This is a genomic window from Pantoea stewartii (assembly GCF_011044475.1).
Taxonomy (GTDB): domain Bacteria; phylum Pseudomonadota; class Gammaproteobacteria; order Enterobacterales; family Enterobacteriaceae; genus Pantoea; species Pantoea stewartii.
The window spans coordinates 3,246,279-3,272,920 of record NZ_CP049115.1; the positions used below are offsets into that span (position 1 = coordinate 3,246,279).

The 26,642-nt window shown below is 52.5% G+C and carries 20 protein-coding genes, 1 tRNA gene and 2 pseudogenes; 21 read left to right on the forward strand and 2 right to left on the reverse strand.

Annotated elements, in window-relative coordinates; translation table 11 throughout:
* Positions 1-393 precede the first annotated feature (393 nt).
* The 6 genes from G5574_RS15340 (at position 394) to G5574_RS15365 (ending at position 8,352) form a co-directional block, all read left to right on the forward strand.
* The gene (locus G5574_RS15340) at positions 394-618 is read left to right on the forward strand and encodes a FeoA domain-containing protein (RefSeq protein ID WP_033739127.1); all 225 of its coding nucleotides are present in this window, start codon (positions 394-396) and stop codon (positions 616-618) included.
* The gene (gene feoB, locus G5574_RS15345) at positions 618-2,951 is read left to right on the forward strand and encodes a Fe(2+) transporter permease subunit FeoB (protein ID WP_164482822.1); all 2,334 of its coding nucleotides are present in this window, start codon (positions 618-620) and stop codon (positions 2,949-2,951) included. Before G5574_RS15340 ends, feoB begins: the two co-directional genes overlap by 1 nt.
* Before the next feature lie 773 nt (positions 2,952-3,724).
* Positions 3,725-4,723: a glycosyltransferase family 2 protein gene (locus tag G5574_RS15350; protein ID WP_164482823.1), complete on the forward strand. Its 999-nt coding sequence runs from the start codon at positions 3,725-3,727 to the stop codon at positions 4,721-4,723.
* On the forward strand, positions 4,720-6,024 hold the full coding sequence (locus G5574_RS15355) for an oligosaccharide flippase family protein (protein ID WP_033739133.1): 1,305 nt from the start codon (positions 4,720-4,722) through the stop codon (positions 6,022-6,024). Before G5574_RS15350 ends, G5574_RS15355 begins: the two co-directional genes overlap by 4 nt.
* A 371-nt stretch (positions 6,025-6,395) precedes the next feature.
* Positions 6,396-7,391 carry a glycosyltransferase gene (locus G5574_RS15360; protein WP_033739135.1) on the forward strand — a complete coding sequence of 332 codons (996 nt, stop codon included), beginning with the start codon at positions 6,396-6,398 and terminating at the stop codon, positions 7,389-7,391.
* A gap of 772 nt (positions 7,392-8,163) precedes the next feature.
* Positions 8,164-8,352 carry a hypothetical protein gene (locus G5574_RS15365; protein ID WP_033739138.1) on the forward strand — a complete coding sequence of 63 codons (189 nt, stop codon included), beginning with the start codon at positions 8,164-8,166 and terminating at the stop codon, positions 8,350-8,352.
* 234 nt (positions 8,353-8,586) lie between these two features.
* Here G5574_RS15365 and G5574_RS15370 read toward each other — a convergent pair.
* Positions 8,587-8,661: transfer RNA gene (locus tag G5574_RS15370), tRNA-OTHER, on the reverse strand.
* 52 nt (positions 8,662-8,713) lie between these two features.
* Here G5574_RS15370 and G5574_RS15375 point away from each other — a divergent pair.
* Positions 8,714-9,625, forward strand: a complete 912-nt coding sequence (locus G5574_RS15375; protein ID WP_164482824.1) for a ParA family protein — start codon at positions 8,714-8,716, stop codon at positions 9,623-9,625.
* Between the two features lie 47 nt (positions 9,626-9,672).
* On the opposite strand, the gene G5574_RS15380 is transcribed toward G5574_RS15375, so the two are convergent.
* On the reverse strand, positions 9,673-10,101 hold the full coding sequence (locus tag G5574_RS15380; protein ID WP_164482825.1) for a hypothetical protein: 429 nt from the start codon (positions 10,099-10,101) through the stop codon (positions 9,673-9,675).
* Positions 10,102-10,342: 241 nt separating this feature from the next.
* Here G5574_RS15380 and dnaB-PI point away from each other — a divergent pair, with 241 nt between their 5' ends.
* From dnaB-PI to G5574_RS15450, 14 genes and pseudogenes are all read left to right on the forward strand, one after another.
* Positions 10,343-11,707 (forward strand): SPI-7-type island replicative DNA helicase, encoded by a 1,365-nt coding sequence (gene dnaB-PI / locus G5574_RS15385; RefSeq protein ID WP_164482826.1) that lies wholly within the window; start codon positions 10,343-10,345, stop codon positions 11,705-11,707.
* Complete coding sequence (locus G5574_RS15390; RefSeq protein WP_164482827.1) at positions 11,704-13,416, forward strand: ParB family protein; 1,713 nt, start codon at positions 11,704-11,706, stop codon at positions 13,414-13,416. The genes dnaB-PI and G5574_RS15390 overlap by 4 nt, the downstream gene beginning before the upstream one ends.
* Positions 13,409-13,666 carry a TraR/DksA C4-type zinc finger protein gene (locus G5574_RS15395; protein WP_164482828.1) on the forward strand — a complete coding sequence of 86 codons (258 nt, stop codon included), beginning with the start codon at positions 13,409-13,411 and terminating at the stop codon, positions 13,664-13,666. Before G5574_RS15390 ends, G5574_RS15395 begins: the two co-directional genes overlap by 8 nt.
* The gene (locus G5574_RS15400; protein ID WP_164482829.1) at positions 13,656-14,399 is read left to right on the forward strand and encodes a DUF2786 domain-containing protein; all 744 of its coding nucleotides are present in this window, start codon (positions 13,656-13,658) and stop codon (positions 14,397-14,399) included. Before G5574_RS15395 ends, G5574_RS15400 begins: the two co-directional genes overlap by 11 nt.
* Positions 14,400-14,483: 84 nt before the next feature.
* Positions 14,484-15,080: a DUF2857 domain-containing protein gene (locus G5574_RS15405; protein WP_164482830.1), complete on the forward strand. Its 597-nt coding sequence runs from the start codon at positions 14,484-14,486 to the stop codon at positions 15,078-15,080.
* On the forward strand, positions 15,080-15,310 hold the full coding sequence (locus tag G5574_RS15410) for a ParE family toxin-like protein (RefSeq protein ID WP_164482831.1): 231 nt from the start codon (positions 15,080-15,082) through the stop codon (positions 15,308-15,310). Before G5574_RS15405 ends, G5574_RS15410 begins: the two co-directional genes overlap by 1 nt.
* 78 nt (positions 15,311-15,388) lie before the next feature.
* Positions 15,389-16,642 (forward strand): STY4528 family pathogenicity island replication protein, encoded by a 1,254-nt coding sequence (locus G5574_RS15415; RefSeq protein ID WP_164482832.1) that lies wholly within the window; start codon positions 15,389-15,391, stop codon positions 16,640-16,642.
* 452 nt (positions 16,643-17,094) lie between these two features.
* A complete protein-coding gene (locus tag G5574_RS15420) occupies positions 17,095-17,817 on the forward strand; it encodes a PFL_4669 family integrating conjugative element protein (RefSeq protein ID WP_164482833.1) in 723 nt (240 codons plus the stop codon).
* A 12-nt stretch (positions 17,818-17,829) separates the two neighbouring features.
* Positions 17,830-19,848, forward strand: a pseudogene (locus tag G5574_RS15425) (DNA topoisomerase III).
* Between the two features lie 631 nt (positions 19,849-20,479).
* Positions 20,480-20,989 (forward strand): STY4534 family ICE replication protein, encoded by a 510-nt coding sequence (locus G5574_RS15430; RefSeq protein ID WP_164482834.1) that lies wholly within the window; start codon positions 20,480-20,482, stop codon positions 20,987-20,989.
* 75 nt (positions 20,990-21,064) lie between these two features.
* The gene (locus G5574_RS15435) at positions 21,065-21,619 is read left to right on the forward strand and encodes a single-stranded DNA-binding protein (RefSeq protein WP_164482835.1); all 555 of its coding nucleotides are present in this window, start codon (positions 21,065-21,067) and stop codon (positions 21,617-21,619) included.
* Positions 21,620-21,718: 99 nt separating this feature from the next.
* Entirely contained in the window at positions 21,719-22,156 is a 438-nt protein-coding gene (locus G5574_RS15440; protein WP_014606856.1) for a DUF29 domain-containing protein, read from the forward strand.
* A gap of 672 nt (positions 22,157-22,828) precedes the next feature.
* The gene (locus G5574_RS15445; RefSeq protein ID WP_164482836.1) at positions 22,829-24,472 is read left to right on the forward strand and encodes a methyl-accepting chemotaxis protein; all 1,644 of its coding nucleotides are present in this window, start codon (positions 22,829-22,831) and stop codon (positions 24,470-24,472) included.
* Between the two features lie 462 nt (positions 24,473-24,934).
* Positions 24,935-26,493: pseudogene (locus G5574_RS15450) on the forward strand (sensor domain-containing diguanylate cyclase); the annotation flags it as partial.
* Between the last annotated feature and the right edge of the window lie 149 nt (positions 26,494-26,642).

The following is a 26,642-nucleotide window of genomic DNA, read 5'->3' on the forward strand; positions in this document are numbered from 1 at the left end:
TCGCGCAATAATAAGATGAAGGCTTGGGTGAGACATTTGCGCGTTATTATTTTTCGCTGCCCTCATACGTGACCGCAATCTGACGTTGTGTCCGTCTTCGCTGTATAAGCCGTGCTTCACAGACAGGGGGCTGAAAATAGGTATGACAACACCATCTGTTATTTTCCCACTGTTGAGGCCGCTCAGCCTGTTTGCCGCTGAGGGACGTTTCTGACAATCTTCCGCAATGCTTCTTTCCGGATGGCCCTTAACCCGAGCGGGCCGTCAGGGTGAAATGGCATATCAGCGTGTTTTTGTCGTTATCCTGCGCATCACCCCCATCCAGATCAAGAAACAAGAATAGTTATCATTTGTATAATTCCTGCCTTAGTTGTTAACGGTTGGGATATATCTGTGAAAATCAAAACACACACCACCTATCGTGTCAGAGGCTACCAGTCTTCTGTTGATCCCGCCTGGCGGCAAAAATTACTAACCATGGGCGTGCTGCCCGGCACGCTGATTGACATTATCCGTACTGCACCACTGGGCGATCCCGTTCATATCCGTACGCGTCGCCTCAGTCTGGCGGTGCGGCAACGCGATCTGGCTTCGGTTCTGCTGGAAGAAGTCCGCTGATGAAAACATTAACCCTGGGTCTGATCGGCAACCCGAATACCGGTAAAACCACGTTATTTAATCAGCTTACCGGGGCCCGCCAGCGCGTAGGGAACTGGGCGGGCGTGACGGTAGAACGCAAGGAAGGGCAGTTCTTTACGGCTGAAACGGATGTACGGCTGGTTGATCTGCCAGGCACGCGCTCGCTTACAACGCTTTCGGCGGACAGCGCCATCGATGAAAGTATCGCCTGTGGGTATCTGTTTGAGAATCACGCCGACCTGGTGATTAATGTGGTAGACAGCTCAAACCTGGAGAGTCATCTTTTCCTGACTTTTCAGCTACTGGAGCTGGGCATGCCCTGTATCGTGGCGTTAAACATGCAGGATATCGCGCTCAGCCAGAATATCATCATCGACAGGGCAGCGCTGTCAGCCCGGCTGGGGTGCCCGGTCGTGGCGCTGACGTCAACACGTGGCGAAGGCATCGCCTCGCTTAAACGCGCCATTGACGACTGGCAGGGAGAAAGACCGCCACAACCTCTGGTTTATCCTCGTGAAATTGAGACGGCCATCGCGCGCCTGCAAACGATGATGCCTGCGGACATCGCCAGGCAAAAGCAGCGCTGGCTGGCGCTACAGCTGCTGGCGGGTGACATTAACAGTCAGCGCATCTGTCCCACAGTCGTCCCCCAACTGCCGGCGATCAGGCAGGCGGCGGGCGGCGATCCGGCAATGCATGTGGTGAACTGTCGTTATCAGGCTATCAACGCGCTCTGCGCCGCGGTCTGTAACCTCAATAAAGCCGCACCCGCTGCGCTGACTGAGTGGCTGGACAACCTTGTGCTGAACCGGTTCCTGGGAATACCGGTTTTTCTGGGCGTGATGTATCTGATGTTTGTGCTGTCAATTAACATCGGTGCAGCCTTCCAGCCTTTGTTCGACAGCGGATCGGTGGCGCTGTTTATTCATGGCGCGCAGTGGCTGGGCTATACCTGCCACTTTCCCGACTGGGTAACGGTCTTCCTTGCGCAGGGCATAGGGGCCGGGATTAACACGGTGTTGCCGATTCTGCCCCAGATCGGCCTGATGTACCTGTTTCTGTCTTTTCTTGAAGACTCGGGGTATATGGCGCGTGCAGCGTTCGTAATTGATCGCCTGATGCAGTCGCTGGGTTTGCCGGGGAAATCCTTTGTACCGCTTATCGTCGGGTTTGGCTGCAACGTGCCTTCAGTAATGGGCACGCGCACGCTGGATACACCCCGTGAGCGCTTACTTACCGTGCTAATTGCGCCCTTTATGTCCTGCGGTGCGCGGCTGGCGATTTTTGCTGTTTTCGCCGCCACCTTTTTTGGCGCCTGGCGCGCCAGCCTGGTTTTCTCTCTGTACGTGCTGGGCATTATCGTGGCCATCGTCACTGGGCTTATCCTGAAAAATACGCTGCTGCGCGGCGAAGCGTCACCTTTTCTTATGGAGCTGCCGGTCTACCATCGCCCCCATGTGAAAAGCCTGCTGATCCAGACCTGGCAACGTTTAAAGATGTTTATCGTGCGCGCAGGTCGCGTCATTATTGTGGTCAGCATGGTGATCGGATTACTCAGCAACTTTTCGTTTAGTGGGGCAACCGTAGACCATATCAATGATTCTGCGCTGGCTACTGTGAGTAAAGTCGTCACGCCAGCCCTGCGACCAGTCGGCGTGACATCAGACAACTGGCAGGCCACGGTCGGGCTGGTGACAGGCATCATGGCGAAAGAAGTCGTGGTCGGTACGCTGAACAGTCTTTATGTCGGCGAAGATGTTCAAAGCGGCGCGTTTCGCCCGCAGGACTTTTCGCTGTCGGGTGAGTTAGGTGACGCGCTGAAAGAAACCGGTGACAGCCTGAAGAGCGCATTCAGCCTGCGTGCGCTGGCCAACCCTATTGAAGCGAGTAAAGGTGACAGTACAATCAATGCGACGCAAATGGGCGTGATGAGTGCGAAATTCGGCAACGGCTTCGCAGCGTACAGCTATTTGCTGTTTGTGTTGCTCTACGTTCCCTGCGTATCGGTGATGGGCGCAATAGCCCGGGAAGCCGGGAAAAACTGGATGTTGTTTTCCTTTTTCTGGGGCCTGAACGTTGCGTACTCCGTTGCTACGCTGTTTTATCAGAGTGTCAGTTTTCGCCTGCATCCGGGGTTTAGCGCGCTGTGCCTGATGAGTGTGGTCGTGCTTAACGGTCTGGTCATTAGCCTGCTGCGCCACGCAGGTGGACGTGTGCGCACGAAGCCGGTTTCCGCACCGCTCACCTCATCGCGTAAGACAGGATGTGGCGGCTGTACGGGATGTGCTGAGCACCGGCACGCCAGCGACTGAGGACGACGGGGATGCGTGCGTCTGCCCATGATAACCGTGGACAGACGGAGCCGCCGGAAAGCAATGACGATAAGGTTACCAGTCTGATCGCACGGCTTCCTCGGTCGCCGTTGAACGAAGAGGCAATGCCGGAAGCATATTTAGCGATTCTCTCCGCGACCCGGGCGGAATCAATCTCACCGCAGAAAGCCAGTCCATGCAGCCCCGGGGTGTGCCAGTCCACGCATATTTTCAGGCGCTGAGATTTTTTATATGCCCCAAAAAGTTAAACGTTAATTAAACACTTCTGTTTCTTCTGGCATATTTATTTATTTTTACTGGACACGCGTTGTTTTTTATTAATGTGTCATCTGAGATATGTCGATTTTTATAAGGAAGTTCTTATTAATTTTTTCCGGGAAAAGTGTCTTCCATTTTTCACTTTACTGGCTATTGTCTGAATGTTCTCTTTACGCTTTACATTGCGAAGGTGGCTTATTGCGGAAACGGTCCGCGCCTGAGTAGAGTATCACAGGCAGGTTCTTTGTATTTCTGCAGGGTTCAGTAACGCCATTTTAAATTACAGAATACTCTTAGTTTTGATGTCATCCTCATGTTTATGCTGTCTTTTATTTCCTGGTTTCATGCTATACATATTTTGATACAAAAATTGGCGATGTGCATACAGATGAGTGATTTAGAGTAGCGAAAAATTTTTACGAATAAAAATAGCTGGAACTAACCGACACTTTCCCTGCGCTACACTTTAATAAATATGTCACACCAGAGGTTATATGTTTAATGATCAACACGCCCCTTTAGTGTCATTTATCGTGCCTGTTTATAACGGCGCGATGTTTATTGAACGTTGCGTCGAGAGTATTCTTCAGCAACCTCATGCTGAGCATTGCCAGCTTATTTTAGTCAATGATGGTTCAAGTGATAATTCACTTGAGCTAATGAGAAAATACCAGAATTATCCTGGCGTAGAGATTATAGATAAGCCCAATGGCGGCGTTTCATCGGCACGTAACTGCGGTCTGGATGCTGCGCGTGGCACATTCCTCTCTTTCATCGATGCCGACGACTTTCTGCCTTCAGGTATGCTGGATACCTGGCTGGGGCTGATGAATGAAGACGTCATTCTGGCCGTAGGCGAATCCCGCACCTTTTCTCATGACGGCGAGCCGCTGTCCGGGGAGCCTGAAGAGACCGCACTGCGCAGTCTGCGCGCTGATAAGGCGATCGGTGAACTGCTCTACCACACGCCGAAACACGGTATCTGTGACAAGTTTTTCCGCCGGACGATCGTGCAACAGCAGCAGTTACGCTTTCGGGAAGATATCTTCAACTTTGAAGATCTGCTGTTTGTGATCAGCTACCTGTCCGGTGCCCCGCAGGGACAGGTCGTGTTCAGCCCTCGGGTCGTCTACCACTATGTTGAGTCACACGATTCGGCAACGCGCTCGGCGCTCAAAGAAAAACACTTCACTTACGTCCGGGCTTTTACAGGGATTAAACGCGTCTTGCTACGGCCGCAGGAACGCTATTACTACTTCTTATTTCTGAAGGTTACGGCCTCGCACATCTATAAAGCCCTGTATAGTGGGACGTTCAGCGCGGCATTCGTCAGGCAGTATATTGAACTTTACCGGCAAAACTATCGTGCCTATATTGCCGCGGGCGTGCTCCCAGACGCCTGGAGCCTTTATTTTACGCTTTTCTACCTGTCTCCACGCCTGGTGTCCGGGCTGCGTCATGCCGTACAGACTCTGTTGAGGGCGCGTTCGTGAAACAAAAGCTGCAAAACTCGTTATGGATGATCATTGAGAAGCTGGTTGCGGTATTTGGCCTGATGTTTGTAACGTCCTTCGTCGCTAAGTACGTCGGGCCTGTCACGTTTGGTGTGATCGCCATTTCCATGCTGATATTTCAGTTTATCCAGTCTGTGGCGATGATGGGCTGCGACGTCATCCTGCTCAAGCGCATTGCCCAGAATCACCGTTCTGGCATCCGCCTTATGGTGCCGGCTGTCATTTTGGTGTTTAGCCTTTACTCTGTGCTCTCTACCATTGGCATTGTGGTGATGCGGGAAGAGATGAACTCGCAAGCGTTTGTCTTTATCTGCGCGGCGGCACTGGCTTGTCTGTTCTCGGCTATCGATCTGGTTAATATCTACAATGAAGCGGTGTTGAATGCGAAGCTGAACGTGATGGCTAACCTTACCGGTCTCCTGATCAGTCTGGCTATCCGTTATGGGATTTCCTGGTTCCAGCTCAAACCGGAATTGTTGGCCATTCCCATTGTGCTGGCTACCTTCATTCCTTTCCTGATCAAACTCTGCGTGTTTAGCTGGCACCAACGACGTACGCATGAGAAGCCGCCGCTTCCCCGACTCACTCATATCCGACGTTACAGCGGTTATATTTTGCAGGCCGGACGATCCCTGGTGCTGTCGGTGATTGCGATTACGATTTATACCCGGCTTAACCAGCTCAGCGTTTCATGGTTCTTAGGGTTAAAAGAGGCGGGCATCTTTTCTGTCGCGATGACGCTGTCGGTGGCCTGGGTCTTTTTACCCAACGCTTTACTTGCCTCGTTTTATCCTGCGTTGTTTGCCGAACGTGATCCTGATGTGGCGATTGTCCGCGCGCAGAAGTTACAGCTAATGGTCATTGCCGTGTCGGGGGCCGTTATCGGCGGTATTGCCCTGACCGGCCCCTGGTTTATCCGGCATTTCTACGGCGCAGCTTACACCGAAGCGATTGCCCCGATGGTGTTATTAAGCATCGGCGCCATGTTTGGTGTACTAAGTAGCGTCATGGATCGCTTCATTATTAAATACAATGGCTATCGCTACCTGATCAAAAAAACGTTCTGTGTGCTGGCGGTATGTCTGATCACGACGGTGACACTGGTGCCAGCCTTCGGCATTACTGGCGGCGCCATAAGTGTGGTGATTACTGAGTTTATGGCCTTTACGCTGTTAAACTATTTTTTCCGTGGGCAGCCGATGATGAAGATTCACAAAATATTCATTCAACCCGGAAAATTGTGGTTTCTTATCAATCGCTCGCTCTTTTCTGGGCGGTGATGCAGATATTTCTTAAAGATATGCGTTGGAAGACATTTAAATAAAACGTCTTGAACGGCATCTTTAATATAACGCGTTTTTTATCTGCGCGTGAGTAACGTTAATATCCTGCCATGTGGCGGGAGGATGTGCCCTGCCTGTTCGTTTTTTTAATTATCGCTTAATAAAAATGAAAGCGTATCTTCATGATCCGAATAATGCCCGTTTACGGTCAGTTTAATTTCGCGCTTTTATAATCTTAGAGTGGGTTAATAAATAATTAGATGCTTATTTTCTTTTCGGTTATCAGGAAAAGGAAAGGCTTTTATTTTCATTATCTTTTTCGCCTTTTTAAGGGCGGCAGGCATTAGGGCTGGTTACGAGGTTTTGAAATGAATGATAAATATTTATTCAGTATAATAATACCTGTTTATAATGCTGAAAAGACGATTATGCGTACCCTGCAAAGTCTTCTCCTTCAGACATGCAAAGATTATGAAGTTATCCTGGTGAATGATGGCAGCAAAGATAACTGCGCCTCTGTTCTTGATGAATTTAAACACTATAAAAATTTTAACGTTATCTCGCAGAGTAATGCCGGCGTCAGCGCAGCGCGAAATGCAGGCCTGGAAGTGGCTACGGGAGAATACGTTATTTTTGTTGATGCCGATGACTGGGTGGATGATGACTTTCTGGCTGTGTTTCATCAGCACCTTTCTCAGAGCGTTTCACAACCTGTTGATTTACTGGTGGGGAACCTCAGGTGCTCGCGCGTGGGTAGCCTTTCCACCTATGGCCATTTCGGCCATCAGTCTATTCCTGCTGTGCTGGATGAGCTTGAGTTAAGTGATAACATTGGCTATCTCCATAACAAGTGCTACAGAAGAAAGTTGCTTGAGGATCACCAGCTCCGCTTCACTAAAGGGATATCGATGAGTGAAGACCTGCTGTTTAATCTCAACTGTCTTTACTATGTCGATAATCTGTTTATTTTTGACAGTGCATCTTATCACTATGATGATGTGGAAAACTCGCTGTCGAAAAGACGCGTCCCGTATGAAGAATTGCTGGATCGTAAGCGTTACCTGACTGATCTGTATGAAAGGTTATTTGTTAAGTATAAAAACGAGGATTTGTCGCTTTTCTCTACTGGTGTCACCAAACGTAAGCTCACCCTCGATATGCAAATCGTTACCGCCATGTATTACACCACGCTTAACATTAATGAAATCCGGAAAAGCATTAAACGCATCAAAGAGAAACGCTATCCGGCAAACGTACTGGCATTATTAAACAGAAGCGAGAAAGTGAAGTACCACGTCATGAATGTGAATGCCAGAGTGGCTTATCTGGTGTTGTATATGCTATTCAGATTACGGTTTTTTTAACTTCCGGCTTTGTCATTCAGTGTCGGGCCCTCGACGGAAATGGCGCATGTTTTGGCGAGGTGAATTTCCGGAGGGGGCTCTGTTATCGCGTCAGTATTTTGCTATTCCACGTTGGGTCAAATGTCGCAATGCTGAAAAGGGGCCGCGTTTTCACTGTCGTGCCGGTCCCCGATGCAGGGCAGGCATTGCATTCATTCCGCAGCCTAATCGTGAACGTCATAACGAAGGTGACCGCGCGCAAACGTAAAGCGAGGCTGAAGATGGGGTTATGCATTGACCTTCAGGCCCGGAATAGCCGGCGCAACCTGCTGAATCGCTGTCATGAAAGCGCTTCCTTTAAGGTGCACTATTCCCGACGCGTCACAGCACTGGCAGGCCCAGGTGTGACTTCTCAGCACGTCTGAGAGGAAGTTATGGCCACGCGCCCGAGCCGTGCTGACGACCTCGGAAAATATCTGCTGTCCATAACGCTTATCCGTCTCGTCGGCCGCTCCGTTTCTGCCACGTATCAGATAACGCCAGCATACTGAAGATCACACCCAGGTGTCTTTGCATGTTCGCCATGAAAAAACGCATTTAGTTCAGCTCTGGATTGCCAGAGGGATCCGAAATGCTCGACGTAGAGACGCGCCTTCAACGTGCTGAGCAGCACGATGTCAGCCCGACATGCTTCTCTGAGTGTAAGTAACATGGGCATGTTCTTTTCATTCTTACCGATGCCCGTGCGTCACGAAGCGGTGAGCAGGGGGGAAATCAACGACATGCGGGTCAGGTGACAGGTGGCTTTCTGGTTGCGGCAGTGACAGCGTTTGTTGTCGCACAGTTGAAAGCCATCGCTTACGCCAATCGGTTATCACCCAGCCTGGCCGCCGCTTTTGTGTCGCCAGGCGTCTTTGCGGGGAACAGCAGCAGGCCGATGTTGATGCTGGTCGAAGCGTTCATGGCGAATCCTGAACAGTGAAAAATGTTTCATCGCTTTTTCTTGTTAAAAGGCAACGCCTCTGAATCCAATACAGGAAAGGGCGCATGACTACAGAGGAGGAGATGGCGAATGCAACCGCTATCACAGGCAGGCTGTCATGCAGAAAGGGCGACTGGTCATGATGAACGTAGAAAATTCACTTTCTTGCGGTGCTAAGGCGCATTATGAGTGCTAAAACGTAAAAACCCCCGCCGAAGCGAGGGTTTCAAATTTTGGTGCCCGAACCCGGAATCGAACCAGGGACACGGGGATTTTCAATCCCCGTGTTGTAATGTTAAATTTCGCGGCCATAAGTTATCAATATGTTAAATCGAGCCTGTTTCACAACAGGTAAGATTAAATGCATTCAAAATCAATAAGTTGCACTACTCCATCAAGAGTTAAAGTCATCCCCGTCGTATCAACAAAGGGTGGTGAGGGTAAATCAACACAAACCGCTAATCTTGGCGGATTTCTCGCCGATGCCGGCCTTAAAGTGCTCATCATTGACGGTGACCACGCTCAGCCAACCGCCAGCAGTATATTTCCCCTGAGTTATGAAGCCCCCTGCGGACTTTACGAACTGCTCATGCAGACCGTAAACCTGTCAGTGGCCGATAACATCATTTCCCGGACGAAAATCGATAATCTTCATCTCATTGTTTCAAACGATCCGCGCAATCTTCTTCCCACATACATGCTCAATGTCCCGGACGGACGTGTTCGTCTGCGCAATGCACTTTCAGCACCGCTGTTTGATGACTATGACGTCATTCTGATTGATTCCCAGGGTGCTAAAACGGTGATGTCAGAGCTGATAATCCTGGCGTCAACAGGGGATCTAATTGGCATGGTCAAGCCCGTACTGCCTGACGTACGCGAATTTATGCGCGGAACCGTTACCCTGATGGAAGATCTAGTGCCGTATTCTGCATTTGGCATAAAACTTCCAGCCATACGTATGCTGGTCAACTGCATGGATTACACCAACCTGGCCGCAGAAACGCTTAAACAGGCAGAGCAGATTATTCATGACAAAGCGTACAGCGCACAGTCGGAGCAGATTGCGATCTCGATGCTGCAGACCCGGATTTACGACCTGACGGTCTACAAGCAGGGACACGCAAGTGGGTTGCCGGTTCACCGTCTGGAGAAGAAGACCAGCCGTACCAGTGACTCGGCCTTTGATTCTATGCACAAACTCGCCTGCGAACTGTTCCCTGAGTGGAAGCATAAATTTGACGCGTTTGCAGAAGAAGGGGACGCGAAATGATGTTCACCTTTACGTCCCCTGAGTTCACTGCTTACCGTCTACAGGTATCAGTGCCTGACTGTGAAGGGGTCATCAAGCGAGTCAAGACGTTTCTCAGCGCGGCGCAGAAAGTCTCTGGCACCACTACTGGCTTTATAAATTTTCCATTCAGCCTCAAGAGCCTGATTCATCTCTTCTGCAGTCATGCTTGCAGCCTCAGCAGCAGAAAAGTTGTGGCGGATAATAAGGTAACTGTGGAGGGCGTTAAGCGGAGTGATGCCGGGATTCATCTCTTTCCATCCGTTAGTTACTGCAATCCAGTCGCCCAGCCACTGCAGACGATACAACGTATGGCGGGATTCCATGCCCTCATAGCGTTCCCGTGCAATGGCCCAAAAGTAACTCGAGTAGATAAGAAACATGGTTTCTTTGAGTGCGTCATCGTCAGGAAAGTCAAAAAAATCAATGCCGGACGGCATTTGTGCATTTGTGTTCATATAAATTCCTTGAAAATTGTTGATATGAATATGCTGTCCGCATTTTCAGACCAGCGGCGCCAACCACATTGGTCTGAAATCGTGCAGACAGTCCCGGGGAGTTTACTCCCGGCAACTGTTCGTCCGGCACCCTTTACGTATGTTTGCTTTAATGTCAGTTCTCTGAAAATAAAAGATATATTCTCGCCTGAGAACTCCGTAACCAGCCTGTCCGTAGTGACCTTCCACCTGGGAGGTTCTCATGTCTGATAACCGCAGAAATATACCGGGCCTGTATTCACAGGATGCAGAACAAAGCGTCATTGGCGGCCTGATGCTGGATAACGACTGCTGGGATGAAGTTGTCCTGCGCATCGGCGCGGATGATTTTTACCACAAGGTTCATCGCGAAATTTTTAAGGCAATGTCGCATCTTGTTGCAGCAAACAGGCCAATTGACCTTCTGACGCTGTCTGAAAGTATTGAAAGCCGGGGAAAAGACTCGCTTGAACAGCTGGGCGGTTTTGCCTATCTGGCCGAGATTGCCAAAAACACCCCGAGCGTGGCCAACATCACGCACTACTGCGACATCGTGGCCTGTTACAGTCGCGGTCGCCAGCTGGCAGTCATCGGTAGTGAGATACATGAATCTGCCACCGTGCCGGGCGCGGATATCGCCGTCGCGATGGAAGCGGCCGAGCAGAAAATCATGCAGCTGGCAGAGCGGGCCGAACCCCAGCAGGGAGTCACCATGGTGGACGGCCTGGAAAAACTGCTGGTCGAGCTGGAACGGCGTAATCAGACGCCCGACGGCATCACTGGCACGCCGACCGGGTTTGATGAACTGGATACCTTCACAAGCGGTCTTCAGCCGGGTGACCTTGTCCTTATCGCCGCGCGTCCCTCCATGGGTAAAACGGCGTTCCTCATCAATATCATCATGAATTCTCTGATGAAAAAAACAGACTCCAGCAGCCAGTTATACAGTCTTGAACAGCCTAAAGAACAAATCCTGATGCGCATGGTGTCGTCGCTCGGCAACGTTGACCTGACCCGAATGAAGAGCGGGATGATGGACGATGAAGACTGGGCCCGGGTATCAGGCGTCTTCGGAGTGCTGACAGGGGATATCAGAGAGCGCCTGCTCATTGATGATACCAGTGGACTGACGCCGGCCATGCTTCGCGTCCGGGCGCGACGTAATGCCCGACGCTACGGTAATCCCTCCATCATTGGCCTCGACTACCTTCAGCTCATGCGTTGTCCTGATCAGGAAAACCGCACCCAGGAAATCGCAGAGATATCCCGTTCGCTGAAGGCGCTGGCCAAAGAGATGGGCTGCCCGGTTGTGGCGCTGTCCCAGCTCAATCGTTCACTGGAAAGCCGGGCCGATAAGCGCCCCAACTGCGGCGACCTGCGTGACTCGGGTGCCCTAGAGCAGGATGCAGACGTCATCATTTTTGTTTACCGTGACGAGGTTTACAACGAAAACTCCCCGGACAGGGGCCTGGCTGAGCTCATCATCGGCAAGCAGCGTCAGGGGCCAACGGGCACCCTGCGTCTACGCTTTGAGGGCAGATACACCCGCTTCGAAAATCTCCAGGTCCAAGCCAGGAGGTCTGTATGAGTAACGTGCGCAACCTGAACCTGGGCACTGCGATGCTACAGCGGGGTAAATCGCCTGTACAGCAGAGTGACAATGCAGCCTCGCCTCACGTACCGATCAGCGAAATGGCCATGGTGCTGACACTTGATCAGCTCAGGCCTAATCCAGACAACCCCCGAAATGCAAAAAATCCCCGTTACGAGGATATAAAGGCTTCTATACGCGCGCGTGGTCTGGACTCTGTACCTAAAGTCACATTAGATCCGGACGGTGATGGCGTCTATATATTCAGCGATGGGGGGAATACCCGCTATCAAATACTGTGTGAACTCTGGCAAGAGACGGGGGATGATCGCTTTTATCGTGTTCACACCATCTTTAAACCCTGGCCGGGTCGGCTTAAATGCCTGGTAGGTCATCTTGCTGAGAATGAGGTCAGGGGTGACCTTACATATATAGATAAAGCCTTAGGCGTACATAAAGCGCGGGTTATATACGAGGAACAGCTTTCACGTAGCGTAACATTACGTGAGCTTTCAGATATTCTGGGGAGAGAGGGTTATCCAATTGACAGTTCAAGCATTAGTCGAATGGAAGACACGCTTGATTATCTCTACCCCTACATGCCACGAATGCTTGAAAGCGGTATGAGTCGGGGGCAGGTTATGCCTCTGCTCAGCCTGCGATCATCCGCTTTTAAAGTCTGGAAATCTTTCTGCGGCGACGTCAACCCCAGCGTTACTCTCGATGAAGTTTTTGGAGAAACCTGCCGCGTATTTGATGAGCCGGACAGTTATTCCCTCGAAGTTTTCAGGGATGAGTTTATCGGGCAACTGATGAAGGCTCTGCCACACCCCAGTCTCAACTATGACCGCTGGCTGATTGAGCTCGATCCTAAAGAACAGAAACGCCGCGAACAGTTTGGGGAGCCGCCGACCATGCCGCCGCTGACGCTCACTCGCCTGTCGGAAGGCTCCGGCGGGAAGGCTCCCCCTGTCACCGTTCTGCCGGATGACCCGACCGCCGTCACGCCCGTCACTGGCCTGCGCTCAGGCACCCTCACGGGTTCAACCCGCCCCGAACCGGCTCCTGAGCCAGTTGGCCTTACAGTGCTGCCTGACAGCACTGGCATCAGCGTCGGCAGCATGCCCAGAAGTGAAATCCATAATGATCTGTTTGGTGGCCGTCCTGTTATTACCGGTAATGCCGTTAGCACAAACAGTGAGCACGCCGCCGATCTGGTTTCTTCAGGCAGCCATTCCCTTGTTTCTGCGTTCAGCGAGCATGACGACACGGCACCGGTATCCACCGGGTCAGTGAGCTTTGCCGAAACCGGCCTTGAACCCGTCAGCGACATCTGGCTGATCCCGGCTATGCAGGATGATGTTGAGCATCTTCAGGATATGGCCTACCGGCTGGCCTACGAAATTGCCGAGGGGATGGGCTGTGTAAGCGACATCAGTGAGGACAAAAGCCCTGAGTCTGCCGGCTTTTCCGTATCCGGCGGCAGTCGCGAGTTCAGCCTGTTCCTTGCGGGCCTGTCCGGCCGTCTGCCCAGTCATCAGTGCAACATGTTCATGTTCTGCCTGAATTTTTTTGGTTCACAGGAACCGGCTGATACGCCGGTATTTGACGACGTCATGGTGGTCAAAATGATGCGCCTTATCCGTATCATTCGCCGCCTGCGTGAGCTGCAGCGCCTTGCCGCAAAAGGGGGAGAAAATGTCTGATGATTTGAACGACGAAATGGCACAGGCCTGTACGGCCTTATTCATTCAGCGCGGCATTGATGCCGCCCGGTCGCAGCTCCGTGCCAATGAGCCGTCAAACGAGTTCTGTGAGTGCTGCGGTGCTGACATTCCAGCAGGCCGCCAGCGTGCGATGCCGGGTGTGAAACTCTGCGCCGGCTGTCAGTACGTGAAGGAGAAAAAGGCCCTACACATGGCTGGCGGTTACCGGGGGGCTCATCATGGCAGATAAGTCAAAACTCACCCGGCGTATCCGTCGCCTGATGGCGCTGGGGACGCAGAACAGCAACGATCATGAAGCCGCCCGGGCGGTTGCGCTGGCCCAGCGCCTCATGCGCCGTCACGGCCTGAATGACGACCAGATTACGCTGAGTGAGATAGGTGAATCGGTCTGCGAACAGCTGACCAGCAACGCCGAGAAAGTGCCCGCCTGGATGCACTCGCTGGCCACGGTGGTGTGCATGGCCACGGGCTGCCGGTGCTGGTTTAGCTGGTACGGCTATGTGAATTCGGGCGGACTGCGCATGATACGCCGGTCACTTCATTTTTACGGCTTCGGCGAGCGCCCCGAGCTGGCCCTTTACATCTATACCGTCCTGCAGCGCAAGCTGCGGGCGGCAACCGACAGCCATATGTCTACTTACCGCAAGCGCCGCATTCTCAGGAGCACGCTGCGCGGCCGCGCCGACCAGTTTCGTGAAGGCTGGGTCTCCGGCGTCTGGCAGGTTCTGCAGTCTTTCAGTACGCCTGACGGTGAGAATCAGGTGCTGCAGCGCTGGCTGGCGCAGCGGCATTCGGGACAGGCTTTCTCCGCGCTTGTCACGCGCGAGGCGAAAAGTTGTCGCGGCGACATGTCGGCACGCACGGCGGGATGGTTTGCAGGCCGTCAGGCCGAACTCAGCCACGGCCTGGCAGGGGCGCAGGCTAATAAACAGCTTACGGCAGGAGACACGCGCAATGATTAACACACTCTTACTGGGGGCCTGCCTGTCGGGCTGGCTCTTTGATGCAATCCAGCTGACCAGCCAGGTCAGTGCGGGAGGTGGTCTGTGAACCAGCAAAACCTTCCCGGCGCGACAGCCAGCATTCTGAGCTCGCTGCTGATGGACCTCAAGAGCGGCAATATCCGCCGCTGCGAATCGCTGGGCCTGTCGGTTGAGGAAATCCGGGCGCTCAGCGGCCTCAGCCTTGACGAGCTGCACTATATCGGTCAGTCGAAGGTATCCGTCCTGGACGTCAAATTCAACCACGAAAACTTCTGGCTGATACTCAACCAGGCCCGCAACGAGCAGGCCCGTATGCTGATGATCGACCGCGCCCTTGAGCTGGGTGGTTCTATGGAGCTGATGGACAAATACTTTGGCATGTCACCCTCCGACGTGAGCAGCCGTCGCCGGCTGATGGGCATCGAGAGCCGTCAGGGCCGGACGCAGTCTCTGACCGAGGAGCAGGATGCGCTCCTGTGGGACGAGTGGAAAAACGCCGGTCTTGAGTCGCCGGACTCGCACAAGGCGCTGGAGGCGATGATGCTGGCAGCAGAGCTTCACGGCCTGTCGCTGACCGCCGTGTGGACGAAGGTCTGCCAGTGGTGCCGGGAGGCATCACAGCGGGTTGCCTCTTTACCTTTGCTGCGTAAGGAGACCTGATGAGATTAAGCGACTTCACCCGACGTCAGCAGGTCTCCCCATCTGTGCGCCGCCGGGCTCAGCAGCTGTTCCTGGCGGTCTGCAGCGGTAAAAAGGTGTTCCGGCGGCTGGCCCTCAATGGCTACCTCAAAATTGATGTCGGCCCATACTGGCGAATGCTCAGTAAGGACGGTGGCCGGCAGTGGTGGCTGATGGATCATGAGACGTACAACCGTGAAATACGCCGGTAACGGACGACCAGCGAAGACCAGACAGTGCCGGGTTAATCCCGGCACTGTGCTGTCTCAGGTAAAAAAGGGGAACAAAAAATGAACTTACCCGCCGACAGCATTGTGGCGCACACGCTGTCACGTATGGAGAAAAGCCTTGAGCGCAGGGCTGTTAACGGCGATGCCGGTCAGGAACGGAGCGGCCTGCTGTTTATGGGCAACGTCCACGACGCATTTCCCCGCCGTTTATTTCTCGACACGCGCCTGTCGCCGCTCGATAAAACCGCCTGGGTGATGATACGCCTTTATGCCCAGCAGAATGAGGGGGCGGTGTTTCCGACCTATGACGAGCTGCAGGCGCAGCTGGCCTCGGCGCATTCCGACAGGGCCTCGCGGGAAACGGTGAGCCGCACGCTGCTGATGCTGCGGCTCACGGGCTGGATAAGCCTGTGCAAAAAGGTGCGCGACGAGGGCGGCCGGGTGCGCGGCAACATCTATGCCCAGCACGATGAACCGCTGGGCTACCGTGATGCGGAGACCTTCGACCCGGGCTGGCTGACGTTGGTTGAGCAGAGCTGCCAGAGTAAGAACAAGTCCGTGCGCATGACAGCGCTGGCCATTGTTAACGACATTCTTCTGGACAAGAGTATGCGCCATCGCCATAGCCGCCTGGCGCTGATTGAAAGTCGCCTTAATGCTCCGTCAACGCCGCTGGCCATGATGCGTAAAAACGGCGCGGCACAACCGGGTTCGAAAAACGAACTCAGTCAGAAAGCTGCTGAAAAACCCCCTGAAACACTGAGTTCGGAATCCGAACTCAGTCATGCGCAGGGTCAAAAATCACTGAGTACGGAATCCGAACTAAGTAATAAAACAGTCACTTACAACAGAGTTCGAAATTCGAACCGTAACGTACGTTCTTTCACACAGAGTGTGATTAAAGAAACGTACGTTGCTGATCGGCCAGTTCTGCCAGAGAGCTTTCTGGCCAGCCTGAGCGGTGAAGACCGTCAGATGGTCAGCGAGCAGTTTTGTGCGCTGCCGGTGTCGGTGGCAACCGGGCTGAGCGGCCTGCTGCAGGCGCAGCTGCGCAAAGGCCGCCTGGCGAATCCTGCCGGCTGGATGTTCACCATGCTGAAACGCGCCAGACAGGGCGAATTCCGGCAGTCTGACGCTCCGGGCACAAACGCATTCCAGGGAGGATCGGGGCCTGTCAGCGATGCTGCAGACAGGCCTGCACAGTATTCCGCCTCGTCCATCGCTGTAGCGGTGCTGCCTGAGAACCGGGCGTCGGCTGAACAGGTTAATGCGGCCATTGCCGCTATCAGGCAGCAGTTTACCAAGGCGCCATAATAACATTGTATGAAAAACAACCTTGTTGCGGGGCGCAACAAGATTAAAAAACAACCAACAGGGTAATGTTAATGGCGGGCCAAACCTGATTAGCCCGAAACTGGTTAAAAAACAACCTTGTTGCGGGGCGCAACAAGATTAAAAAACAACCAGCAGGGTAATGTTAATGACGGTCCATACCAGACAAGCCCACAACTGGTTAAAAAACAGCCTTGTTGCGGGGCGCAACAAGATTAAAAAACAACCAGCAGGGTGATGCTAATGGCGATCCATACCTGACAAGCCCGCAACTGGTTAAAAAACAACCTTGTTGCGCCCCGCAACAAGGCCAAAAATTGAACAGCCTGTAATTAGGCGAACGGGATTATGAGTTTCAGGCTGTTGTTAAAACTGCGCTTTCAGGATGATGCCGGTTCATCTTAACTGAATGTAACTGAATGCAGGTATTAACGATGGCAGAGAAGAAAAACAGGGCCGGTGCGCTGCAGTCTGAACTACGAATTGAACTGCACACTAATTATGCGATTGGTTTATGGGAAGGGCGCAAAGCGGAGAAGCGTGACGACGGTAAAAAGGGAAAGCAGCCGATTATGGGGATGCCCCAGTTCCTTCATCGTGCCACACAAATCAACCGCGATTCTCAACAAAACGAACCATGGGCTGATATGGCCATGCTGACCCTTGAAGAAAAGATTGAGCATGCCAGTCAGCAGATGAATGAACTTATCGCCTCACTGGATAAGCAGATGAGTTTCGTGCCTGCGGGCGTCAGTATTACGGATGCACAGGCAGCTGAAACGCTGGATCTGACGGTATTCAGTGGCACCCCCCTCGGTTACCGGTGCGTTTTTTTACTGATGGGATTTGATCAGTATGCAAAAAGGGTTTTGCAGGCCGCCCATTATGGTGTCATCTCCCGCAGTCAACGTTATGACATGCTGGGGAGCGGAAGCCGTCTGCTGAGAGAGATTTATGGTTCTGTTTTACGCTATCGAAAAGTAGGCGCAACCCGTCTTGACGCTGCTGAAGATAACGAGACATGGCGCATTGCCTGCGAGGCGGCAGGTGAACCCGATCGCGCGGTTCTGCTCGGTGAGAAACGCTCGGCATTTTCTCCGCCGATTAACGAGGCCAGCGTGAATCTTCTGCGCCTGCGTTATAAAGCCGGTCAGTAGCGGGGGCCGGTGATGCGGTTATTCTTGTGCGAAAAGCCTTCTCAGGGGCGTGACCTCGCCTCCGTACTGGGCGCGACCCGACGCGGTGACGGTTTTATAACGGGAAACGGCGTGACGGTCACCTGGGCGGTAGGCCATCTGCTGGAGACCGCGCCCCCAGAGGTCTATGGCCAGCAGTACGGCAAGCCCTGGTCGCTGTCTGCGCTGCCAATCCTCCCTTCAGCGTGGCAGGTTGTCGTTAAAAAGGACACGCAGGATCAGTTCAAAGTCATTGAGAAACTGCTCAGGGTGGCAGATGAAGTGGTGATTGCCACCGACGCCGATCGCGAAGGTGAAGTCATCGCCCGCGAACTGCTGGACTACTGCGGCTGGGAGGGGAAAATTCTGCGCCTGTGGTTCTCGGCCCTGGACGAGCTCAGCGTCCGGGCTGCTCTGAGCGACCTGCGTCCGGGACAAGCTTCGGTCGGGATGTACCATGCCGGGCTGGGTCGTTCACGCGCGGACTGGCTGGTCGGCATGAACCTGTCCCGGCTGTATACCCTCCGGGCGGCCGAAGCAGGTTTTGAGGGCGTGGTCTCAGTCGGGCGGGTACAGACGCCCACGCTGGCACTGGTTGTTCGTCGCGACCGTGAGATAGCTGCGTTCGTGCCGAAACCTTTCTGGCAGGTTAAGGCTGTGCTCAGTGCTTCAGGTGTCAGTTTTCAGGCATCGTGGGTGCCGGCCGCCGTCTATACGGATGAGGAAAAGCGCTGTATTCACCAGAATATTGCTCAGCAGGTGGCGCAGCTCTGCCGGCAGGCGGGTGTCGCTACGGTGACGGAGTACGAAACAAAACGCGAGAAAGAGGCCGCCCCGCTGGCTTTTTCACTGGGAACGCTGCAACGGGCCTGCGGCAAGATGTGGAATATGTCGCCACAGCAGGTGCTGGACACTGCTCAGAGCCTGTATGAAAAGCACAAAGCCACGACCTATCCCCGCACAGACTGCGGCTGGATGCCGGAATCAATGCGGGAAGAAATCCCGGCCGTGTTTGATGCCATGGCGCGGACTGACCCCTCACCTGAGTTCGCATCCCTGCTTTCACAGCTGGACAGAGGATTTGTTTCCCGCATCTGGAACGATAAAAAAATCACGGCGCACCACGGCATTATCCCCACACGCAATGCCGTTCAGCTGTCCACCCTGACTGAGACTGAGCGTCAGGTTTACCTGCTTATCCGCCGCAACTACCTTGCCCAGTTCCTTCCACTCAGTGAATCGGACGCAACGCGTATTTCCTTTGATATCGGTGGCCAGCTGTTCCGCACAACTGGCCGCACTTAAGTCTTAAAGGGCTGGAAACTGCTGTTTACAAAGGATGAAGAGGATAAGAAAGTTAATGACGAAGAGAGCGCAGGAGCCCTGCCACCGCTCAGCAAAGGGTCACAGTGCGGCGTTACCGGCGCGGAGGTTAAGCAGCTGATGACCCAGCCGCCTGCGCACTACAGCTTTGACACGCTGATTGGTGCAATGATGAACGCCGCTGCTTATGTCACGGACCTTCAGCTGCGTAAAATCCTCAAAGAAAACGCCGGGCTCGGCACTGAAGCAACGCGGGCCGGCATCATCGAGCAGCTGCTGAGCCGCCGTTTCATAGCGCTCAAAGGCAGCAAACTGCTGGCAACAGACCTGGGGGCGGACGTCATCGATGCCCTACCAGCGCAGCTGACCGACCCGGGTATGACTGCACTCTGGGAGCAGGCGCTTGATGAAGTGGCCGCCGGTCGTATGAACCTGAACGACTTTCTGCAGCGTCAGACCGCCTGGACCTCGACGCTGGTCAGTCAGGGAATGCAGCAGCGCATCAGCATCCGGGTGCCGCCTTCGCCTCCGTGCCCGCTCTGCGGCAGCAAAACCGCCCTGCGCAGGAGCCCTAAAGGAGAATTCCGCAGCTGTACGCACTACCCGGAATGCAAAGGCATCATCAGTCTGGATACTGGCAGGCGTAAAAGCCCCGCCCGCGCTAAGTCGCCAAAAACAAAAAAGAATTAACCCGTCTTATCCGATTGCGGGCGGGTAGCGCCTTTGTTATTGTGACGCCGGCTCTGAAGCCGCACCCCGTGACTGCGGGCTCCGTCAGCATCTAATGCATGTGCTGCCGGAGTACAGTCTGGTCGCCCCCTACTACCTGTGCGGGAGGCGTCAAGGCACGAAAACTCCGTGAAATCCGTGCCGGGAGCTGAACACGCCAGCGGAGCAACTGCCCCAGGCAGGTTAACAAAAGGTCGATGGTGCAGACCCCAATGGCGGTGCCGTGAGGTGCCGCTTTTTGTTATCCGCGCACTGATGAATTTTTATACGTGGCCAGATTGACAAGCGCCGCGTGTACGTGAAAGATAAAGAGGCTAAACGTTGTCCTTCCGACAACTGCCAATGTTCCGGTGATTTGAGAGGGACGCCTTCGGGTAATCACATGCCAATGCCATCACAACCTGAGAGATGGCGCTTTCGGGCGGTTCAAACCTGTTAACCTTTGCAAACAGGGACCTGAATACCAGGTTAAGGTCCTCTTCACCAATTCAGCCTGTCGGCAGTTATCTGCTGACCCCCTGCGGGAAACTCTCTCCCGCACGGGACTGATGTTTCTCCGCACCCTGTTTCGTTTTACTCCGGAGATAACATCATGACTGCAACTGCAAACACCCCTGCTTCAAACAACGCTGCCTCTGCTGGTTCTGCCACTACCGGCAACAATCAGAAAGAGTATTTCAACCTCAACGTCAGTGGTATCGGCTACCTCAGTTCGATTCGTCGTCTTGAGGGGCAAAAAGGTGAATTTACCTGCGCCGTAATCAATGCCCTGACCGGACCAACTGACAGTGCATCCTATACCCGCTTCGACATTACTGTATCGGGTAAAGAGGCAACCTCCCTCATCAACCGCTGCCAGAAAGCCGTTGATGAAGAGGAAAAAGTCCTGATTGGATTTGTACTCAGTGGCCTGAAAGCCGATGTGTTTACCCTGCAAAGCGGTGAGCACGCCGGTGAATCACGTCCCTCCCTGAAGGCTCGCCTGATAAAGGTCGAGTTCATCAAAAAGGGGCAGGACATTGTTTACAAGGCTCCTAACGCTTCCCAGACGCCAGAAACCGGTCCGGCCACTCAAAAGGCTTACGATCCGGAATCTTTCTAAGCGTCACGGACACACCGCCGGAACACATCCCGGCGGGTGTGTTCCTCTCAACCCCATTTCTAAGAGGAATTCATTATGTCCGCACGCGGCGTCAACAAAGTTATCCTGGTCGGCAACCTCGGTCAGGACCCTGATGTTCGTTACATGCCAAACGGAACTGCAGTGACCAGTCTTTCTCTGGCCACCTCAGAAACCTGGCGTGACAAACAGACCGGTGAAAACCGGGAAAAAACCGAATGGCATCGTGTCGTTCTGTTTGGAAAGCTGGCTGAAATTGCCGGTGAATACCTGCGTAAGGGTTCACAGGTCTATATCGAAGGCAAACTCAGAACACGGGAATGGCAGGATAGCGAAGGTACTAAACGCTATACGACCGAAATCGTGGTTGATGTAAACGGAACAATGCAGATGCTGTGCGGGGCTAAAAGCAGCACCAACACCAGTGGAAACAATAAGCCGTCAGGCCAGCAGAACGGATGGGGGCAGCCACAACAGCCTCAGCCCTCTCAGGCACAACAAACGGCTCCGAGTAATCCGGCGAACGAGCCGCCAATGGACTTTGACGATGACATACCGTTCCTCGGACACGGCTATGGCGTCTGTCGTAAGGCCATCTACGCAATTTCGTAAAGGATTCATTAAATTACACCCTCGCGGCGCCAGTTTTTTCTGGCGCTTTTTTATTCTATAATGATATTCATAAATCAGGAATGTCACTGGAGATCAACCATGAATACACGATATGAAGCCGATGTTGTTGCCTGGGCACAGGAGCAGGCGGCTTTACTGCGTGCGGGTCGTTTCTCTGAGATTGATATTGCTAATATCGCCGAGGAGATCGAAGACGTGGGCAAAAGCGAAAAGCGTGAATTAGCCAGTCGTATGGCGGTTCTGCTTGCACATCTTCTCAAATGGAAGTTCCAGCCTGGACGTCGTGGATCAAGCTGGCAACGTACCATTAAAGAGCAGCGTAAAGCTCTGGCGTTGCATATAAAAGGTACGCCGAGTCTGAAAGTGGCCCTTGCCGATCCAGACTGGATTGCGACCGTCTGGGCCGATGCTGTCTCTTCAGCCGCTCAGGAAACGCAACTTGATGTGTTTCCCGAAGACTGTATCTGGGATATGGGGCAGATCCTTTCCCTGGAATTCTATCCAGAACAGGACTGACGACCCTCACCGTTACTGATTAACATAGCCAGCTTATGCTGGCTTTTTTATACCGACTCCGCTGATTCGGCCTGACTCGGTTATGCCGCACAGCTGAATTTAATCTGACAGTCTGCTCTGTGCCAGAAGCGGATGTTCCTGAATCCGTGCTTAGTTCATAAGTGGCACAGGGTATTAATGGACTTTGTGGATAAAAAAAGGGGCCGGAGCCCCAAATACTCAGGTGGAATGCAGATTGATTATTAACAGCGTTAGCGACTGGCATTTATCACTGAGATTTATCGGCTTATCTTCCCGCGTCTTTAGCTCAGGCTCTATGTTTTAATCTTTCAGAACAATCGGCAGACCGTTGCTGTCGTTTTCCTGTACGCAACTATACTTCATCAACTGCTGACTATTGTGTCGGCCGTGAGATGGCTTAACTTTCCTTTGCCCGCCTGCGGACATTTTTTATGAATCGCGCTTTCAGTTACTGAGTCAGCAGCGTTTCAGATGATTTGTCGCCGGACAAAAATCGAAAATTCATTAGTTTCTGAACGTTTACATGCCAGCAGAATGACAGCTTCACTTTTTTTATAATTAAATTCTTTTTTCTGCCGATAAATATGCTGAAAGTTTGATTTATGCAAAACTTTAAATCATATCAATCAATTACAATGGCGGAAAATTCAGATGACGATTACACAGCGACTACTGCTTACCTTTTCGCTCCTCTCTGCAGCACTGGTCACGATGGTCATCGTGGCCGTTGCAGGAGGATTTCAGTCCCGCTTTCAGTACGTGCAGGAGAACACCATTCCGTCAGTTCTGGACCTCGGCAAAATGGTCGACGGGAGTAACTCCCTGATTATCTGGCTCTACCGTCACCAGAGCGCAACAGACCCCCGGCGGCAGGCCGAAGTTGAGAAGCAAATTAACGGCGTTATCAGCAACATTACTTCACTTAACGAGTACTACCTGAAAAACGACGTTTCGAATGAAGAAGACCGCAAGATGACGGAGTCGGCCTTCACCACCATTAAGCGGATTGAATCCACGCTTCCGGCATTCCTGGCAGGCTCACGGGCTCAGAATGATGCGGTTGCTCTGGGTGCGCTTCAGGGAAATGACGGCATTGGTGAAGCTGCACGTCAGCTGATTGCGGGTTATCAGAAGCAGCTGAAGCTCAACGTAGACATCGGCAACAGCCTGCGTAAAGAAAATGACAGAACCTATAAAACGACAGTATGGAGTCTGACAGGCGGTTCAGCGCTGGCCATCATCATTCTCGCTTTCTTCACACTCAGAACCATCTTTGGCATCCGGAGTCAGCTGAACGGTATGCGTGAAACAATGGAAAGTGCCAGTGAAAAGCTTGACCTGACACTCCGGGTTGACGCGTCCCGCCGGGATGAAATCGGCATGACGGCCCGGGCATTCAACCATCTGGTTGAAAACGTCTCTCTGTCACTGTCAAAAGTTGAGGCGTCAGCGCAGTCAGTCAGCTCTGCGTCGGCACAGATATCAGCGGGTAATGAAGACCTCTCATCGCGCACCGAGGAGCAGGCCGCCTCTCTGGAGCAGACCGCTGCAAGCATGTCTGAGCTGAGTGAAACCGTTCGCCAGACAGCTGAAAACACCCGTCTGGCCAGCCAGCTGGCGAAGAACGCACATGAAATCTCCGAAGACAGTGCCGGTCGTGTCCGCACGCTGCTGTCCACAATGGGCGATATCAGAGGAAGCTCAGCGAAAATCACCGACATCATCGCACTGATTGAAGGGATTGCATTCCAGACCAATATTCTGGCCCTGAACGCGGCGGTTGAAGCGGCCCGTGCCGGAGAGCAGGGGCGTGGTTTTGCCGTTGTGGCCGGTGAAGTGCGCAATCTTGCACAGCGCTCATCGTCTTCGGCCCGGGAAATCAAGGAACTCATCGAGTCGTCAATGGGCTTCGTCGAAGCCGGCTCCGCTCAGGCTGAAGGGGTGGGAGAAAACATGTCCAGAATGAACGATGCCGTACGGCAGGTCACCGACCTGGTGGATGAAATATCCGTGGCGGCCAGTGAGCAGTCTCAGGGGATAGGACAGGTGCATCAGGCCGTCAATCAGATGGACGACGTGACACAGCAGAACGCCGCGCTGGTTGAAGAGGCCTCTGCAGCCTCACGCTCTCTGATGGAGCAGGCCGCAGCGCTCAACCAGTTGGTAAACACGTTTACGCTCTCAGCATCCCCGGCAGCAACCCGCCCGGCTGAACGCCCTGTGCCGGCCGCCGCTGCCCTGCGTCCGGTTCCTGCTGCTACAACCGCAGGCAATGACAACTGGCAAAGTTTCTGAAAACCGGGTTAACCGATTTCGGATTAAAAAAAGGGCCTGTGAAGGCCCTTTTTCCTTCGATTATGGCTGACAAGAAAAAGTATATTGTCTTAATGATGCGGAACTGTGTTGTCAATCCCAGCCCGTGATTAAGCGTCCGCTTATTGCTCTGAACTGACCACAGGCACCGACCATCCCTCACCATCGGAAGCCGGCGTTGCTGAAATCGTTATGTTAATAGATGTGTGCGTAAAGACATGATTTGTTAGTTAAAAGTTCAGCATTGTACGAAAATAAAAACCACTCTGGCACCATATTGAGAAAGAAAAAAAGAATCGTCGTCTGAATGCTTCTTAAGCATCAAAAAGGCTATCCCCAATTTTAAACTCCAGACGCTTCCTACAGATCCATTTGCTTTTCTTCGGTGAGAAACTCCCCGATACTGGAAGAAATCCTAAAATTTATGAATGGAATTTCATTACCATGTTATTGAGAAAATTACGTCTCCGAACGCTTCTAACGTTGCTTTCAGTCGGAGGTGTCTTTCTCACATCAACTCTTCTTCTGGTGGGATTGCTGTTGTTCCAAAAGAGCAACATAGAGAACAGCCTGCTTGAAGATAACATTGCTTATGCCCGTAAACTCGCTGACATCACTGACCGCTATTTTGAAACAGCAGCAAATGAGCTTGCCTGGAGCGCGGCTGAAATAAAGGGACTAAACGATCAGGGTCTTCTCGTAAAGGAGACAAACCGGTTGAGGAGGCAGTCCGGCTTTTTTAACACAGTAGTTGTAGTAAACCGGCAGGCTGTGATTGCTGCCACATCGCCGGAAAGTCTTAAACTTCTGGGTGTGAAACTAAGCTCTCTCGCCAGTCAACAGGCTATTTCAATACGCAAACCTTTTATTTCTCAACCCTATATTTCAGCAGCAGGTAACTATGTTGTGTTTGTCTCTCACCCGCTTTTTAATCCTGACGGAGACTATCTTGGATATATTGGCGGCACCATTTATCTCAAAAAAAAGAGCATGCTCAGCGATATTTTGAGCCAGCATTTCTATTCCCGAAATTCAGTTGTGAGTATTGTCAGCAATGATGGCGATATTATCCTGAGCCACGACCCGACACTGGTTGGAACTAAAATGGACTTGAGTGCGCAACTAAAAAAACAATTAAGCACAACAGACTATGGGCATTTTAGCATTGAAAAGCATGGTCAGGAGTTTCTAACGGGGTACGCAAGTCTGAGTCAGACCAACTGGAACATTTTTATGTCAGGCACCTCTGAAACGGTCAGCCAGATTCTGTTTCGCGCCCTCAGAGGGTCACTCTGGTTTCTGCTGGCCGTTAATATCCTGACAGCAGTCACGGTTGCCGTTCTGGCCGGGCGTATAGCATCTCCGTTGGGAAAGCTGGCTGATATGGTCCGTAGCGCAGGAAATGATGCCCGTCTCGCATCGGTTCAGTCGATACAGGCCTGGTATCACGAAGCTGACAGTCTGAAAAAAGCAGTACAGGAGTACCGCATAATTGTTGCCGAACGCATTGCGAAACTCAGTGATGAAGCCATGACCGATCCCCTGACCAGGCTCAACAACAGGCGAGGATTTGATATTCTGGCCGAGAAGCATAATGGTGAGATAACTCAGAGCGTTGTTACTATAGATATTGATCATTTTAAAAGAATAAACGACAGGTTCGGGCACGATGCCGGAGACGCAGTACTCGTAAAACTGGCCACACTGATGCGTCAGACATGTCGTACCCGCGATCTGATTAGTCGTTTTGGTGGTGAAGGTTTGCTATTTTACTCCCTCAGACAACGCTTTCAGACGCAGCAAGGACTGCTGAGCGAATCCGTAAGGCTGTTACTGATACACGGTTTCCGTTCGCAGGACAAATTACAGTCTCGGCAGGGGTCGCGTCGCTAGGGGCCAAAAGCGACAGTCTTGATGATATGTTGCGTCTGGCTGACCAGGCTCTTTACGTTGCCAAAAGAGAGGGCAGAAACGCGGTTGTCATTGCCGGTGCCTCAGGGTTCTGCTTTTTTGGCGATGAAAAAAAATTCCAGACTCTGTGTCACCAGACAGTGACGCCTGATAAAAAGTCTCGTAAATTGTCTGTTAATTTCCGGACGCTTAAAATAATACGGATTCATTTTTGAAATAGTTGAATAATGTCAATGCACGC